The following is a 14,618-nucleotide window of genomic DNA, read 5'->3' as shown; positions in this document are numbered from 1 at the left end:
GCTCCCCGCCGGTGTTGTCTCCGATACCCTTGCGGCGTCCACCGACTTCGGAAACGTCAGCTACCGGATCCCGGGCATCCACCCGCTGATCAAGATCGCTGACCAGAGCACAGCACTCCACACCACGGAGTTCGCTGCTGCAGCAGCTTCCGACACGGCGGTGCAGGGAGCGTACGACGGCGCCGCAGGGCTCGCGTTGACCGCCCTGGATTATCTGATGGACCCGTTGCTTCAGCAGCAGGTACGGCAGGAGTTTGACGGACAGGGTGGGCCCATCGATGTCCCGTCCTACTTCGATTGAGCCGTGCGGCACTAGGTACCACCACCACTTAGCACTGAACCCCGCGTGACCTCAAGTCAAGGGAGTACCACCCATGTCCACTACCGCAAGCGCGCCCCGCGGAATCACCGACAAGTTCCTCAACGGGGTTGAACGGGTCGGCAACAAGCTGCCCGATCCCTTTATGCTCTTCCTGATCCTGTTCGGCTTCACAGCTGTGGTCTCGACGGCGATGGCATGGTCCAATGTCACTGTCCAGCTCCCCGGCAGTGACGAGATTACCGAGATCAAGGGACTCTTCACCGCCGAGGGGCTCACGTGGCTCACCACCAACCTCGGGCCCAACTACCTCGGATTCCCGCCGCTGGCCACTGTGCTGCCGATCCTGCTCGCGGTGGGTGTTGCCGAGAAGTCAGGGCTGCTGGGCGCGATGATCCGCAGGGCTTTCGGCAGTGCGCCCAGGTGGGCACTGCCCTACGCTGTCGGCGCCGTTGGTGTCACCGGCTCCATCATGTCGGACGCAGCGTTTGTGGTGATCCCGCCGCTGGCGGCGCTGGTGTTCAAGGCGGCGGGCCGGCACCCCGTCGCTGGGCTGCTCGGCGGCTTCGCTGCAGCCGGCGCAGGATACTCAACTAACGTTTTGGTCACCAGCCTCGACGCGCTCTTCGCCGGCATCACGACGGCGGTCACCGAGACCCTGCCCAACGCCGGTTCCGCCGTGACCCCCGTGTCCAACTACTTCTTCAACGTGGTGGCGGCGATCGTCCTGATGGCGATCGCGGGCTTTGTGATTGACAAGATCCTCGAGCCGCGCCTGAAGCGGCAGGGTATCCCCCGCGAAGAAGTCCGCGACGACGACACAGCCGCGGCGCCCACCAGTGCAGAACTCAGCGCGGACCTCACACCCCAGGAAAGCAGGGGCCTGCGGTGGGCAGCGATCGGCGGGGCAATCCTCGCCGTCGTGCTCGTGGTTGCCTTTGTGCTGCCCGCCTCTCCGTGGCGCAATGAGGACGGCGGCTTCCTGCCCACCTCGCCGCTCCTCGGCTCGATCGTGTTTGTGGTGTTCAGCATGTTCGTGGTGCCGGGCCTGGTGTACGGGAAGATCGTCGGAACCATCACCACGGGCCGGGACGTTCCGCGGGTGATGGGCGAAGCGATCAAGGACATGGCAGGGTTTCTGGTGCTGGCGTTCATCCTGGGCCAGTTCATCGCCCTGTTCAACTGGTCAGGCATCGGGCAATGGATTGCCGTGGCGGGTGCGGGTGGGCTGGAAGCAATCGGCCTGACGGGTTACCCCGCTATCCTCGCCTTCATCCTGCTGGCGTCAGTGTTGAACCTGTTCATCATTTCCGGGTCGGCAATGTGGACCCTGATGGCAGCAGTGTTCGTGCCACTGTTTGTCCTGCTCGGCTATGAGCCTGCCTTCATCCAGGCTGCGTTCAGGGTGGGCGACTCCGCAACCCAGGTGATCACTCCGCTGAACCCCTACATGATTGTGCTCCTCACCATGCTCCGTAAATACGAGCCCGACGCCGGACTCGGCACCTTGATGGCGCGGATGCTGCCTTTCGTGGTGCCATTCTGGCTCGCCTGGGTGGCAATTCTGAGCGTGTTCTTCTTCCTGGACCTGCCCCTCGGGCCGGGCAACGGCATCTTCCTACCCGAGTAATCGCCCTCAGTGGGCAGCGGAATAGGCGCGTCCGAGGCGCCGTTATGACAAGTGAACCCAAGCTGGAGGTACTTAGTGACCAAGATCTTCGCCCTGCACGAGAATCCTGAATGGTTTCCGCCATTCGCCAAGGCCTTCGAGGCGGAAGGTGCCGAGGTCGAGGAATGGCTGCTGACCGACGGCGTCCTCGATCTTGACCAGGAACCGCCCGAGGGAATTTTCTGGTCGCGGATCAGCGCATCGTCGCACACCCGGGACCATGGCCTCTCCAAGGACTACGCGCGGGCTGTCCTCTCCTGGCTGGAAGCCCACGGGCGTCGCACAGTCAATGGGCGGCGGATCCTGGAACTCGAAATGAGCAAGATTGATCAACTGACCGCGCTGAAGGCGGCAGGCATCGACACCCCGCGTACCGTCGCTGCCATCGGAAAGCACCGGATCCTCGACGCAGCAGCGGGATTTCCCACGCCGTTCATCACCAAGCACAACCAGGGCGGGAAGGGCCTGGGCGTCAGGAAGTTCGAAAGCCACGAGGAGCTGGCCGAGTACGTTGGTTCGGCCGAGTTCGAAGAACCCCAGGACGGCATCACCCTAATCCAGGAGTTCATCCAGGCAGCCGAGCCCATCATCACCCGGGTCGAAATTGTTGGCGGCGAGTTCATCTATGCGATCCAGGCTGATACGGCCCGCGGGGGATTCCAGCTGTGCCCCGCCGACGCGTGCGCCATCGATCCTGTGACCGGCAAGCCCATCATGCCTCCCGGGGCCACCATCGAGCCCGAGGAGGGCCAGCAGCTGTTTAGCCTCCGCAGGGGCTTCGATCACCCGATCATCGAGAAGTACCTCGATTTTGCCGCCCGGAACAGCATCGAGGTGTGTGGAATCGAATTCATCGAGACCGCTGACGGCCGGGTGCTCACCTATGACGTGAATACCAACACCAACTACAACGCGGTAGTCGAGGCCCAGGCGCCCCGCTCGGCCCCTGGCGCACTGGTGGAATACCTGACGTCCCTGGCGGCGCCAGCAGCCGAACCAGTTCTTCGCTAGGGTAGGCACCACGCGGACGACGATGGCTCGGCTGGCGCTCGCCGCCGAGGAGCCCCGAGGAGGACACAGCGATGATGGGTTCAGCAACATGGTTCATTTGGGCTGGCCTGGCGTGGGTAGCGGTCATGATCCTCGCCATCACGGCGATCATCTCGGTGGCCAGGAGCACTGTCCTGAGCCCGACCGCCAAAGCAGTCTGGATTGCGCTCGCCGTCGTCGCACCGTTCTTCGGCGCGATCGCCTGGTTTATCTACCGCTCCACTGAGTCAGGCACCAGGGACCCGGTAACGCGCAGCTGAAATTGGAGGAACATCTCGGTGAAGAAGAGCGAGTTGCCCAGCACATTGCAGCGGTCTGGAAAGAAGGCGCAGGCCACCTTCGCGAAGACACTTGAAGCGGCAGAGGAAAAATACGGAGCGGGCGAACGTGCTCAACGCACCGCCTTCAGCTCACTCAAACACAGCCACGAGAAGGTGGGTGATCGCTGGGAGCCCAAAGGCGAAAACGGCCCGTCGGACGCAGCGGCCGAGGGCGGTGCGGGAAGCTCCGGGTCGACGGCCGGAGGGGTAAACGCTAACGCCTCGAAGGCGCACCTTTACGGGATTGCCCGCGAACTGGACGTTGAGGGCCGTTTGAAGATGACTAAGGCAGAACCGATGGAGGCTATCCGGCGCGCCAACGACAGCGAAACCCGGCAGGCGAGGAACAAGTAGCCAACCTATTACGCAACATAAACATTTCGTAATAGGTTGAAAGGTAGGTTAGCCTTACCTTGTCGCGTCCGAACGGGCGCACGCCACAGTTTCCTGAAAGTCGAGGAGCCCCATGGCCCCCACCCGTCTGCGCGGCCTGGCCGCTGCCACCGCCGCCGCCGCAATCCTGGCACTATCCGCCTGCAGCACTGGACCTGCCGATGGTGGCCCAGCCACCCAAGCCACCGAGGCTGCCGGCGCGGCGGATCAGTTCCCCGTCACCATTGAGCATGCCTACGGTGAGACTGTCATTTCCGAATTGCCTGAGCGGGTAGCGACAGTCGACTGGGTCAACGCCGACGTCGCACTGGCGCTCGGCGTCGTACCTGTCGGCATGCAAAGCGATGAGTATGGCGGAAATCAAAACGCGTCAACGCCGTGGAAGGACGCCAAGCTGGAAGAACTCGGCGCCGCAATCGGTACAGAGAACGCACCTGTGCAGTACTCGGAAGCCGACGGGTACGCGTTTGACGAGGTTGCGGCAACCAACCCCGACGTCATCCTGGCCGCGTATTCAGGCCTGACGCAGGAAGACTACGACACCCTGAGTGCCATCGCTCCAGTGGTTGCTTTCCCCGAGGTCGCCTATGGCACTCCGTGGCAGGAATCGACCCGCATCATCGGCGAGGCACTTGGCCTGGCCGATGAAGCCGAAGCACTGGTCACCGAAACAGAAGAAACTGTTGCCACTGCGGCGGCAGACTACCCGTCGATCGTTGACAAGACTTTCATCTACGGCAATCTCGAGCCCGCCAGCGCGGAAGGCGTCAGCATTTACACCGCCAACGACAATCGGCCGCGCTTCCTTGAATCGATTGGGATGGTCCAGGCTGACATCGTGACGGAAAATACCGAGGGCTCGGAGGAATTCTTCATTCCCTGGTCAGCTGAGCGGGCCAATGAGCTGGAGTCCGATATTTTCGTGACCTGGGTCCCCGATGAAAGCACCAGGGACGCAATCGCCGACGATCCGCTGCTGAGCCAGATTCCCGCGGTTGAATCGGGTGCACTGGTGGCAGATCCGGATAACACCCTTACCCTGTCCATCTCGGCAGCCAATCCGCTGAGTCTTCCCTGGGCACTGGACACCTTCCTTCCCATGCTTGACGAGGCAGCCCAGCAGGCCGAGGGCTAAACCAGCTTCACCCTGGTACAGGGGCGCACCTCGTGGAGGGGCGCCCCTGCCGCACCTCCAGTTGCTCTCTGGGCCAACCTCGGCTGAAATAGGATCAGCACATTGAGATTCACCAAGGATGGAGAAGCACCATGGCACAATCGGATATCAGCGCCCTGCAGGAAGCCACCGCATGGGATGCCGACGGCGAGAAGCTCGGCGAGGTGTCACAGGTTCACCTGGACGCACGCACCGGCGAGCCCGCCTGGCTGACCGTTCCCCTGGGGCTGTTCAATACCCGCGAGCACTTCATCCCGTTCGACGGCGCCCGCCTCGAGGGCGGGGACCTTCACGTGGCGTACTCCAAGGACAAGATCATCGACGCGCCCGATCTGGGAGCCGATTCGGAACTGACTGATGAGCAGACGGCGTCCCTGCGGGAGTACTACAACCTCTGACAGCGGGTTGAGCCCGGGGGTCGCCCTAAACCGTCAATCGAGTGGACCGGCAGGCTCCCGGGCGGAGCGTCAGAAAACGTCGATCAGTCGCCCGACCACAAACAGGACGATGCAGGCCACGAAGACCACTCCGATGCCGACCAGCCAGGGGAGAGGGTTGTTCGCCTTTGAGGTTCCTTCATCGTGCCCCTGGGGCCCGACCGTAGAGGATTCACCCGGCGGGGTTTCACCAGGGGGTACTCCGCCACCCGGCTCAAGCCCGGTGATCTTGTCCCCCTGAGGGTCAGGGTTCTGTCCTGTCATCGAGTGCCTCCTAGATTTCCCAATCAGACCTCTTCGGCGATGGGTCTTTCGTCTCACGTGGCGTCCAGGACATGGTGATGTCCGCGCCCTCCTCTGTCTCGCGAACAAACAGGTGTAGGTCCTCGCCGTAGAGGTTTTCGTTTTCGACTACGTCGCCAGCCTCGCGGGCCAGCTCGACCAATCGGCTGATCGCCACTGCCATGGCGCGACCCCAGTCGTGTGGGTGCTTGCTCGAGGATTCCTCGGTCACAGAGAACTTTTTGTCCATAGTTGTCATTGTGCTCCTTTAATCGCTGCAACGGGGGAGGCCGGTAGAAGCAGTAAGAATCATGCCCTGCGATAAAATAACAATAAGCCCGCTGTGCAGTTCTGGATTGGTTCAACCCTAGCAGCACCGCCCGACAGTACCTGACGCCCGAAGCGGCACTGCCCGGCGCTATCTTCTCGATCCAGCACAACGTTTCCGGCGCCGTGCTGGCCGCTTATTGGCCCCGCCGGACGGCGGCTCGCGCCGCCTCCCCGATGATCGCCGTGTAGGTGGGGTAGGCGAACTTCACCCGGGCGAGGGTAGCGACGTCGGTCCCCGCGGCCATCGCGGCTGCGACAGCCTGAATCACCTCGACGGCGTTCTCACCCACCGCGTGCGCACCGAGGATCAGCTCCCGATGCCGATCCAGCACCAGCTTCAGGAACCCCTGCTCCCTGTCGTCGATAATCGGGCGTTCCACCTCACCATAGGGCACGAGGACGACCGCTGCCTCGCTATCGCGCGCCCTCGCTGCCTCCTCGGTGAGACCCACCCCGGCGTAGTCCGGATCGGTGAAACCGCCAGCTGGGAGAAGATGGTGCGGAGTGGTCCGGTGTGAGCCGAGCACAGCGTTCTCGGCAGCGGTTTCACCCTCAAACACGGCGGCCTGCACCAGCATGCTGGAGCCGTTCGCATCCCCTGCCACAAACACGTGGGGCACATTCGAGCGCAGGTAGTCGTCAACCGGAATTGCTGTGCGCAGCGCGGTGATGCCCGCGGCTTCCAGGCCGAGCGAGTCGATGTTCGCTGGCCAGCCCGCTGCCATTACGACGGCGTCGACCACGTCCTCGTGCGTTCCGGATTCGTTGCGCCACTGCAGCCGCAGTGCGCCGTCGTCGTCCTTGGTGATTTGGTCGATCCCGGCAATTCCGGTCTCCACCTGCACGCCGCGGGTGCGGAACCCGTCGGTGACGGCGGCCGAGACATCAACGTCCTCGGTGGTGAGGATGCGCGGCGCCAGATCCAGCAGCAGTACCCGGGATCCGAGAGCGTGAAAGATTGTCGCTAGTTGGGCGCCGGTGTGCCCGCCGCCGATCACCGCGATTGCTCGCGGCAGGTCCGGCAGATCGAGGATTTCGGGCGGAAGCACTGCGTGTTCGGCGCCTGGAATGGGGAGCCTTCGCGCGCTGCCCCCAACGCACAGGATCACCGATCCCGCGCTCACCGGACGTCCGTCGACAGAGAGGGTGTGCTGATCAGTGAACGAGGCTTCGCCGGTGAGGAGGTCAATGCCCAGCCGTTCAACGACGGCGTCGTAATTTTTGGCCGCGAGCACGCGATCCACAGTGGACTGGACCCGGCGGACAATCTGCGGCCAGTCAGCCGAGGGCTCGGCCACGACAATCCCGTAGTCGTAGGCCGTTCGCACCTCGCGATACAGCCGGGCCGTCTTCGCGAGGACACGGGTCGGCACGCACCCGGAGTTGACGCAGGTGCCGCCGAGCTTGGCCCGTTCCACCACTCCCACTCGGGCGCCGAGCTCTGCTGCCCGCACCGCCGCAGCCATCCCGGCCGGACCGGCTCCCACAATCAAGACATCGAAGGTGTATTCCATGGCGCTGCTCCCGGTGGCTGACGTGGTGATGCTCTTGCTTCCTGTATAGCGTCAATTGCTGCGAATCTCCCGCACTTCCGTCAGCTTAGGTAATCTCGTGGGTATGACAACCCAGCCGGACACTGTGCCGGAGACACGGAAGACGGCCGCGAACCTGATCCCGGCGGTGTTGATCGCTGCATCGGGGTTCGTCATGTTCGGGCTCGATCAGCGCTGGCTGGGCTACCTGTTGCTGGCGGCGGCACTGGCGTCGTCGTACTTTATCGGTCGGCAGTTGTTCAAGGATCTGACCCTATTGGCGTTGGGCTTGCTCATCATGAGCCTGGTGCCCATCACCACCGACATCAGCTTCAGCCACATGTTCACCATGGGTACCGCGATGTTTTTTGCGGTGGGGCTGCCCTATTCGCTGTCCAGGTTTGTCTTTAAGGATCATGCGATTCGTTTCCCGGTGCTTACCGGCCAGCCGTGGAGCCGGACTGAGCGCTGGTACCTCGTAGCCGTCGTCGTGATGGGGTATGTCCTGCTGCCGCTCTATATGATTCCTACCGGCGTGTTCGAGAACTGGCCCGCAGCCTCCGACGGGAGCTCGGTGGCGCGGCTGTTCCTGGGGACAAACGTGCTGGGCATCTGGGACGAGCTGTTCTTCATCTGTACAGCCTTCACGCTGCTCCGGCGACACCTGCCGGACTGGCAGGCCAACATGCTGCAGGCGGTGCTGTTTACGTCCTTCCTGTGGGAACTCGGCTTCCACGCGTGGGGGCCGGCGCTGATCTACCCTTTTGCTCTGGTGCAGGGCTGGATCTTCAAGAAGACCAAATCCCTGAGCTACATTGTGGCGGTGCACCTGCTGTTTGACTTTGTGTTGTTCCTGGTCCTGATCCATGCGCATAACCGCGACTGGTTCAACATCTTTTTTTACTGACCCGCCTGATCCCGAGCTGTCAGCCGGGTGAGAGTCTGCCCACAGTTATTCGTTCCGGATGGACAGCTACCCACAGTCATCTGACACGGTGAAGCCATGGATGAACTACTGAACGCGTTAGCCCCGGTCGGCGCCGTCGTCGCTGCACTGATCGCAGCCGTGCTGCTTGCAGCCGTTTTGCGCCGGGTGGCTGCCCGTTCCCTGCGCGGGGTGCCGGCTATTCAGGGTGCGTCGCGGCGGGTGCTGAACCCGGTGCGGCTGGTACTCGCCGTCGTCGGTGCGCGGATAGCCCTGGCGGTGACTGCCGCAGGGACTGGCTGGTTCCAGCCGGTGGATTATGCGCTGGTGCTGGCCTTGATCGCTGCCGTAGCCTGGCTGGTGGCGTCCCTCCTGCTCGTGGTTGAAGTAGTCGCCCTGCGGAAGTATGGGCGGGATACTGTTGACCACGGGCGCATGCGACGCCTCAAGACGCAGATCATGCTCGCCCGCAGGGTGGGCGTGGCGTTGGTAATTACGCTGGCGCTGGCCAGCGTGCTCCTGACCATCCCCGAGGTACGAGCCCTCGGCGCTGGCATCCTGGCCTCGGCCGGACTGATCTCCATTGTGGCCGGTCTGGCGGTGCAGAGCTCCCTCAGTAACGTCTTCGCCGGGGTGCAGCTGGCCTTCACCGACGCCATCCGCATCGATGACACGGTGTTCGTTGAAGGCGAGCTCGGCGCCGTCGAGGAGATCACCATGACCTATGTGGTGGTCAAGGTCTGGGACGAACGCCGGGTCATCCTGCCGTCGACCTACTTCACCACTACGCCGTTCGAGAACTGGACGCGCAGCCGCGCTGAGTTGCTGGGCACAGTCGATCTGGACCTCGACTGGCGCGTCCCCATTGACTCGATGCGGGACCACTTGATGGCCGAGCTCAGCCAGACCCCGCTGTGGGACGGACGCTCCAGCAGTCTTCAGATCACCCAGGCCACTGACGGACTGGTGCGAGCTCGGATGCTGGTCAGCGCGGTCGATAACAGCGCCCTCTGGGATCTGAAGTGCCTGATCCGCGAATCAATGGTGGTATTCCTGCAGACGCATCATCGGGAAGCCTTGCCGCGCCAACGGTGGGAATCGGTGCCAGCCCTGGAGCCCACCCCCGGATCGAGTCAACACTAATGACGGGTTTCCGGTGCGAAACCTGTCATTGGTGTTGACTCGACCCTAAGGAGCTAGGCGAAACCCCCGAGTGCAGCCACGATCGGGACTGCCGACGCCGCTGCCCACGCCTGCGGGCGGCAGGACGCGGGGTAGGGGACCGGTGGCCAGAAATCGTCGGACGCGTGGCCCGAGAACAGTTCCGGAAGGCGCCAGTCGAAGCCCTCGGCAGCACGGAGCAGTCCTGATGCGAGGGTATGCGCGTCGTCGGTGAAACCGTCCTTGACGAGTCCGCTGATAATCATTCCGGTGTCGTGGCTCCACACAGACCCCGCGTGGTAGCGGGTAGGCCAGAACCCACCGTTGGTGGTGGAAACGGTCCTGATGCCGTAGCCGGAGAACATGGTGGGGTCCATCAGCCGGCGCACCACTGCCGCCTGTTCCTCAAGATTAAGGATGCCGGTGCCGAGCAGGTGGCCCATATTGCTGGTGACGCCGTCGACTGGGCGTTTCGCTGAGTCGAGGGCGATCGCGGGGTAGGAGCCCAGCTCATCGCTGCACCAGAAGGACTCACGGAACCGGATCTCCAGCTTGTTGGCGTAGTCCCGCCAGTCGCCCGCGCCGGGACGGCCAAAGGCGTCAAGCAGTGCCGCGCCGCCCATCGCCGCTTCGTAGGCGTAGGCCTGCACTTCCGCGAGAGCGATCGGGCCGTCGGCGAGTGCGCCGTCGTGCCAGCGAATCGAATCCCCTGAATCTTTCCAGCCCTGGTTGGCGAGCCCATGACCGCTGGTGTCGAGATACTCCAGGAAGCCGTCGCCGTCGGAGTCGCCGTGATCCCGCAGCCAGACCAGCGCCGCCTCAAGGTGGTCGAGCAGAGCCTCCACCTCGGGGTCCGGCAAACCGGCCCGCCACGCATCATGGAGCAGGGAGATCCACAGGGGAGTAGCGTCGATGGTTCCGAAGTAGACCGGCGGCAGGGAGATTCCGTTACCGCCCTCCTCGAACTGGAGCGTGCCGCGGCGTACCTCGTGCAGGATCTTGCCGGGCTGCTCAGCGGTCAGCGGATCGGTGCTGTCCCCCTGGCGCGAGGCCAGGGCGCGCAGGGTGCTGCCCGCGAGAGCGGTGTCGATTGGCAGGAGCATCCGCGCAGCGATCAGGGAGTCCCGTCCGAACAGGGTGAAGAACCAGGGCGCCCCGGCGGCCAGGAAGGTGTCCTCCGGCCGGTCTGCCGTGGCCATGCGCAACCCGTTGAGATCCGATACCGACTGGCTCAGCAGGCTCTGCAGCCGGGGCTCGGCAAGGCGGGGGGCCTCCAGCACAGGAGTGCGAGGTGCCACCATCGGGGCCGCGCTGTCCTCAAGGGACACGCGCCATGGCAGGACAACGGTGCCGCCGGGTTCCACCTCGGCCATCCAGACGAGACGGATGTGGTTGCCGTCGTACTCGGTGCGGGCGCCGCCTGCGTCAAGCGCTATTGAGGTGTCCGGCCCGCGCCAATTCCAATGGGGGCCATCGACGTCGACGTCCACCTGCGGCGCAGCTCCGGACTTGACCTTCTCCATTGGCGTGCTGTCAGCGACGAGAAGGCACTGCACTTCAAGGTGTGCCAGGAAGCTATGGGCTGACTCGATCTTGATCTCCTCGCTGATGCCTCGAGCATCGGCGATGCGGGTCCTGGTGAGGTAGAGCAGCGGGTCAGCCACGGGGGACTGCACCCGGATAAAGTAGAGATAGTCCACCCGGTGTGCCGAGCGGACCTGGGTGGATACCCACTCGGGCTCCTCACCATTGACGGTCAGGATTGCCTCCTTGAGGACCCGGTCATCACCGCAGTGGATGCCCTGCGCGCCGTGCCCCCGAATCTGTCCGTGATCGTCTGCCCAGGCCTGGACCGGCGCGCTGAAGACACCGGTGAGGTTGTGCAGATACGGCTGGCGGTAGGCCACATGAACTCCTGGGTGGTGGGGGTTGTCGCCTTGACACTATTGCCAAAACGTTATTTGATCGTTCAACTTAGTGATTGACATCATATTTGAACGTTCATATTGTTGTAAACAGGCAGTCGTTCCGGAGCTGCTGTGATTGGGAGAACGAGGGAGTTCGATGGCGAAGGCAACCCTGGTCAGTCTGGCCGAGTCACTCGGTGTGTCCCGGCAGACCATCTCCAACGTTATCAACGCACCCCACCGGGTCAAACCGGAAACCCGGCTACGGGTGGAGCACGCCATCGCCGAAAGCGGTTACCGCCCCAGCGCCGCCGCCCGGCAGCTACGCACCCGCCGCTCCATGAACCTCGGCATCCGGTTGATGCCGGTAGTTGACGGCATCAACGGGTCAATCCTCGACCGGTTCCTTCACGCACTGACCGAGGCTGCCCAGGAGGACAGCTATCGCCTGACCCTGTTCAGCGCAGCCACCGACGACGACGAGGTCCGCCAGTACGAGGAACTTCTCAACGTTTCCGATCTGGATGGCTTTGTCCTCACTGGCACCCATCACGGCGACCAACGCACCGCGTGGCTGCTCGAGAATGAGATCCCGTTCGCCTCTTTCGGCCGCCCCTGGAGCGACACCGAGGACCCCTTCAGCTCCCTCCACCCCTGGGTGGACGTCGACGGCGGCGCGGGAACCCAGCAGGCCACCGGGCTGCTACTCGATCAGGGGCACACGGCGATCGGCTTCATCGGCTGGCCAGCCGGCTCCGGAGCCGGCGATGACCGCCGAGACGGGTGGCGCCGCGCCCTGCAAGCTGCCGGCGTGTTTGCCGACCAGCTGGACGTTGCGGTGAACGACGGCGTCCCCGCCGGTGCACGCGCTGCTGAGAGCCTGATTGCTGCCGGAGCCACCGCAGTGGTGTGCGCCAGCGACAGCCTGGCACTCGGGGCGCTCTCAGCCTTCAGGAGCCAGCACCGGGCCCCTGCCACCCCCAACGTCATTGGCTTCGATGACACCCCTGTAGCTGCCGCCGTCGGGCTGTCCAGCATTGCCCAGCCAATCGAGGAGGCCGCCCGGGACATCATCAGGGTGCTCACCCACACGCTCTCGGGAGACGCCGACGCTGGCCGACCCGACAAACACCTGCTGCTGCCGCCCACCCTGGCGCAGCGGGTCCCTCACCCCCTAGCCGGCAACGGCTGGCTGGGGTAACCCACACACTGCAGTTCCCCTGGATAGTCCGAAATAAACAAAAGAATGAGGAAACAGACAATGAAGACTGGAAACTTCCGCACCCGCAGGACGACGCTTGCCGTTGCCGTCACTGCTGCAGCGGCCCTGGCACTGAGCGCCTGCGGAGGATCGGGATTCTCCGGATCCGACGGCGACTCAGCCGAATCCGAGGGCGCCACTGACGCGCCAATCACGGTGCTGATCGGCTCCTCAGGTGAGGCCGAGACCACCGCCGTCACCGACGCCGTCGACGCCTGGGCTGGCGAATCCGGCATGGACGCCAGCGTCAGCGTGGCCTCCGACCTGCCGCAGCAGCTCAGTCAGGGCTTCGCGTCGGGCGAGCCCGCCGACGTATTCTACGTTTCCACCGATCTCTTCACCGGCTACGCGGCTAACGGATCCCTGGCGCCCTATGGCGACGATCTGGAAAACAAGGACGACTTCTACCCAGCGCTGCAGGAGGCCTTCACCTACGAGGACCAGCTGTACTGCGCACCCAAAGACTTCTCCACGCTCGGCCTGATCATCAACAACACCCTGTGGGAAGAGGCCGGTCTGACCGAGGATGACGTGCCCACCACCTGGGAAGAGCTCAGCACAGTCGCTGGGGAGCTGACGACCGACGACGTCGTCGGTCTCGGCTACGGGCCGGAATTCCAGCGGCTGGGTGTCTTCGCTGCCCAGGCTGGCGGGGGTTTGGTCACCGACGGTGAGGCGACGGTCAACAGCGCCGAGAACGTCGAGGCCCTCACCTACGTGCAGCAGATGATGAACGACGGCGTCGCGGCCTACTCATCGGAGCTCGGCTCAGGCTGGGGCGGGGAGGCCTTCGGGAAGGGCCAGGCAGCGATGGTAATCGAAGGCAACTGGATTGCTGGCGCCATGGCCAACGACTTCCCCGATGTCGACTACCAGGTAGCAGAGCTTCCGGAAGGGCCCGCAGGGCCGGGTACCCTGCAGTTCACCAACTGCTGGGGCATTGCAGCAGACAGCGACAACGTTGAAGGCGCCAAGGAGCTGGTGGCACACCTGACCACCGTCGAAAGCCAGCTTGGCTTTGCTGAAGCCTTCGGCGTCATGCCGTCACTGCAGTCAGCAGCCGAGGAATGGTCAGCCGAGTACCCCGACCTCGCGGCGTTCATCGCCGGTGGCGACTACGCGCAGAACCTGCCAGCTCAGCCCGGGGCCTCCGACGTCCTGGCGGAGCTGAACGCCCAGTTGGAGACCATCAAGACCGCTGACATCCAGCAGGTGCTCGACACTCTCCAGACCGACATGGAAGCTGTCGTCGCCGACGCTGGATAGCCGCACGAACCCGCCGCAGGAGCGCCCTGACCGTTCGCACCATCGGGCGCTCCTGCGGTACCACCACCTAATGACCCCTGGGGCAATAGAACGAGGACGCAGTGGCACGTAGTACAGCGGCAAAGAAGCCGGCCGGAACCAATGATGCGCCGGCGCCCCGGAAACGCAACGGCATTCAGGGCCGCACCGGCCTGACCGGATGGCTGTTCATCTCCCCGGTGGTGCTGATCCTGGGACTTTTCCTGGTGATTCCCGTCCTGATGGCGGCGTGGGTGAGCGTCTCCGACTGGACCGGACGCGGCAGCCCCCTGTCCGGAGACGTGAACTTCATTGGCGGGGAGAACTTCTCCAACATCCTCGGCGGGGAGGGCCTAGGGCGTGTCTCCTTATTGTTCGGTGAGGTCTTTGGGATGCTGGTGGTATGTCACGTACTGCTGTTTTGTCGGATGCTCAGTGGGCTCGGATTGAGCCGTTGATGCCAAGCTCGGACGGAAGCCCGGGCCGCCCCTTCAACAATCACAGGCTGGTCGTTGAGGGCATCGTTTATCGGTTCCGGGCAGGAATCCCGTGGCGGGATCTGCCGTAGTGTTTC

The 14,618-nt window shown here is 63.7% G+C and carries 15 protein-coding genes and 3 pseudogenes; 14 read left to right on the top strand and 4 right to left on the bottom strand.

The window, feature by feature from the left end:
- From Y703_RS19175 to Y703_RS0109785, 7 genes and pseudogenes are all read left to right on the top strand, one after another.
- Positions 1 to 301: pseudogene (locus tag Y703_RS19175) on the top strand (amidohydrolase); the annotation flags it as partial.
- A 73-nt stretch (positions 302 to 374) separates the two neighbouring features.
- The gene (locus tag Y703_RS0109810) at positions 375 to 1,949 is read left to right on the top strand and encodes an AbgT family transporter (RefSeq protein ID WP_026552557.1); all 1,575 of its coding nucleotides are present in this window, start codon (positions 375 to 377) and stop codon (positions 1,947 to 1,949) included.
- A gap of 75 nt (positions 1,950 to 2,024) precedes the next feature.
- A complete protein-coding gene (locus Y703_RS0109805; RefSeq protein WP_026552556.1) occupies positions 2,025 to 2,999 on the top strand; it encodes an ATP-grasp domain-containing protein in 975 nt (324 codons plus the stop codon).
- Positions 3,000 to 3,070: 71 nt separating this feature from the next.
- Positions 3,071 to 3,298: a PLDc N-terminal domain-containing protein gene (locus Y703_RS0109800; RefSeq protein WP_026552555.1), complete on the top strand. Its 228-nt coding sequence runs from the start codon at positions 3,071 to 3,073 to the stop codon at positions 3,296 to 3,298.
- An 18-nt stretch (positions 3,299 to 3,316) separates the two neighbouring features.
- Positions 3,317 to 3,712 (top strand): ChaB family protein, encoded by a 396-nt coding sequence (locus Y703_RS0109795; RefSeq protein WP_253908000.1) that lies wholly within the window; start codon positions 3,317 to 3,319, stop codon positions 3,710 to 3,712.
- Positions 3,713 to 3,824: 112 nt separating this feature from the next.
- Positions 3,825 to 4,886, top strand: a complete 1,062-nt coding sequence (locus Y703_RS0109790) for an iron-siderophore ABC transporter substrate-binding protein (RefSeq protein ID WP_026552553.1) — start codon at positions 3,825 to 3,827, stop codon at positions 4,884 to 4,886.
- 131 nt (positions 4,887 to 5,017) lie between these two features.
- Positions 5,018 to 5,323: a PRC-barrel domain-containing protein gene (locus Y703_RS0109785; protein WP_026552552.1), complete on the top strand. Its 306-nt coding sequence runs from the start codon at positions 5,018 to 5,020 to the stop codon at positions 5,321 to 5,323.
- A gap of 69 nt (positions 5,324 to 5,392) precedes the next feature.
- Here Y703_RS0109785 and Y703_RS0109780 read toward each other — a convergent pair whose 3' ends face one another.
- Positions 5,393 to 5,626: a DUF6480 family protein gene (locus Y703_RS0109780; RefSeq protein ID WP_026552551.1), complete on the bottom strand. Its 234-nt coding sequence runs from the start codon at positions 5,624 to 5,626 to the stop codon at positions 5,393 to 5,395.
- Positions 5,627 to 5,636: 10 nt separating this feature from the next.
- Positions 5,637 to 5,903, bottom strand: a complete 267-nt coding sequence (locus tag Y703_RS0109775) for a hypothetical protein (RefSeq protein WP_026552550.1) — start codon at positions 5,901 to 5,903, stop codon at positions 5,637 to 5,639.
- 119 nt (positions 5,904 to 6,022) lie between these two features.
- Between Y703_RS0109775 and Y703_RS23065 the strand changes: the two are divergent.
- Positions 6,023 to 6,163, top strand: a pseudogene (locus Y703_RS23065) (bile acid:sodium symporter family protein); the annotation flags it as partial.
- Here Y703_RS23065 and Y703_RS0109770 read toward each other — a convergent pair.
- The gene (locus tag Y703_RS0109770) at positions 6,109 to 7,488 is read right to left on the bottom strand and encodes a dihydrolipoyl dehydrogenase family protein (RefSeq protein ID WP_026552549.1); all 1,380 of its coding nucleotides are present in this window, start codon (positions 7,486 to 7,488) and stop codon (positions 6,109 to 6,111) included. The pseudogene Y703_RS23065 and the gene Y703_RS0109770 overlap by 55 nt on opposite strands.
- A 103-nt stretch (positions 7,489 to 7,591) precedes the next feature.
- Here Y703_RS0109770 and Y703_RS0109765 point away from each other — a divergent pair, with 103 nt between their 5' ends.
- Both Y703_RS0109765 and Y703_RS0109760 read left to right on the top strand, forming a co-directional pair.
- Entirely contained in the window at positions 7,592 to 8,413 is an 822-nt protein-coding gene (locus tag Y703_RS0109765; protein WP_026552548.1) for a CPBP family intramembrane glutamic endopeptidase, read from the top strand.
- A gap of 96 nt (positions 8,414 to 8,509) precedes the next feature.
- Positions 8,510 to 9,574: a mechanosensitive ion channel family protein gene (locus tag Y703_RS0109760; protein ID WP_026552547.1), complete on the top strand. Its 1,065-nt coding sequence runs from the start codon at positions 8,510 to 8,512 to the stop codon at positions 9,572 to 9,574.
- Positions 9,575 to 9,627: 53 nt separating this feature from the next.
- Here Y703_RS0109760 and Y703_RS0109755 read toward each other — a convergent pair whose 3' ends face one another.
- Complete coding sequence (locus Y703_RS0109755; protein WP_026552546.1) at positions 9,628 to 11,499, bottom strand: glycogen debranching N-terminal domain-containing protein; 1,872 nt, start codon at positions 11,497 to 11,499, stop codon at positions 9,628 to 9,630.
- A 157-nt stretch (positions 11,500 to 11,656) separates the two neighbouring features.
- Here Y703_RS0109755 and Y703_RS0109750 point away from each other — a divergent pair, with 157 nt between their 5' ends.
- The 4 genes and pseudogenes from Y703_RS0109750 to Y703_RS21555 all read left to right on the top strand — a co-directional run.
- Complete coding sequence (locus Y703_RS0109750) at positions 11,657 to 12,700, top strand: LacI family DNA-binding transcriptional regulator (protein WP_026552545.1); 1,044 nt, start codon at positions 11,657 to 11,659, stop codon at positions 12,698 to 12,700.
- 60 nt (positions 12,701 to 12,760) lie between these two features.
- Positions 12,761 to 14,026: a sugar ABC transporter substrate-binding protein gene (locus tag Y703_RS0109745; protein ID WP_026552544.1), complete on the top strand. Its 1,266-nt coding sequence runs from the start codon at positions 12,761 to 12,763 to the stop codon at positions 14,024 to 14,026.
- A 101-nt stretch (positions 14,027 to 14,127) separates the two neighbouring features.
- A complete protein-coding gene (locus Y703_RS23345) occupies positions 14,128 to 14,502 on the top strand; it encodes a carbohydrate ABC transporter permease (protein WP_026552543.1) in 375 nt (124 codons plus the stop codon).
- A pseudogene (locus Y703_RS21555) lies at positions 14,448 to 14,609 on the top strand (transposase); the annotation flags it as partial. The gene Y703_RS23345 and the pseudogene Y703_RS21555, both read left to right, overlap by 55 nt.
- Positions 14,610 to 14,618 lie beyond the last annotated feature (9 nt).

It is taken from the genome of Arthrobacter sp. H20 (assembly GCF_000520515.1).
Lineage (GTDB): Bacteria > Actinomycetota > Actinomycetes > Actinomycetales > Micrococcaceae > Arthrobacter_D.
Note: the sequence above shows the minus strand (reverse complement) of the source record. Positions and strands in the feature narration are given on the sequence as shown.

What these genes read in the sequence shown, in the direction of transcription:
- Y703_RS0109810 (WP_026552557.1), top strand. Translation starts at nt 375, where the DNA reads ATGTCCACTACCGCAAGCGCGCCCCGCGGAATCACCGACAAGTTCCTC.
- Y703_RS0109800 (WP_026552555.1), top strand. Translation starts at nt 3,071, where the DNA reads ATGATGGGTTCAGCAACATGGTTCATTTGGGCTGGCCTGGCGTGGGTA.
- Y703_RS0109790 (WP_026552553.1), top strand. Translation starts at nt 3,825, where the DNA reads ATGGCCCCCACCCGTCTGCGCGGCCTGGCCGCTGCCACCGCCGCCGCC.
- Y703_RS0109785 (WP_026552552.1), top strand. Translation starts at nt 5,018, where the DNA reads ATGGCACAATCGGATATCAGCGCCCTGCAGGAAGCCACCGCATGGGAT.
- Y703_RS0109780 (WP_026552551.1), bottom strand. Translation starts at nt 5,626, where the DNA reads ATGACAGGACAGAACCCTGACCCTCAGGGGGACAAGATCACCGGGCTT.
- Y703_RS0109775 (WP_026552550.1), bottom strand. Translation starts at nt 5,903, where the DNA reads ATGACAACTATGGACAAAAAGTTCTCTGTGACCGAGGAATCCTCGAGC.
- Y703_RS0109770 (WP_026552549.1), bottom strand. Translation starts at nt 7,488, where the DNA reads ATGGAATACACCTTCGATGTCTTGATTGTGGGAGCCGGTCCGGCCGGG.
- Y703_RS0109765 (WP_026552548.1), top strand. Translation starts at nt 7,592, where the DNA reads ATGACAACCCAGCCGGACACTGTGCCGGAGACACGGAAGACGGCCGCG.
- Y703_RS0109760 (WP_026552547.1), top strand. Translation starts at nt 8,510, where the DNA reads ATGGATGAACTACTGAACGCGTTAGCCCCGGTCGGCGCCGTCGTCGCT.
- Y703_RS0109750 (WP_026552545.1), top strand. Translation starts at nt 11,657, where the DNA reads ATGGCGAAGGCAACCCTGGTCAGTCTGGCCGAGTCACTCGGTGTGTCC.
- Y703_RS0109745 (WP_026552544.1), top strand. Translation starts at nt 12,761, where the DNA reads ATGAAGACTGGAAACTTCCGCACCCGCAGGACGACGCTTGCCGTTGCC.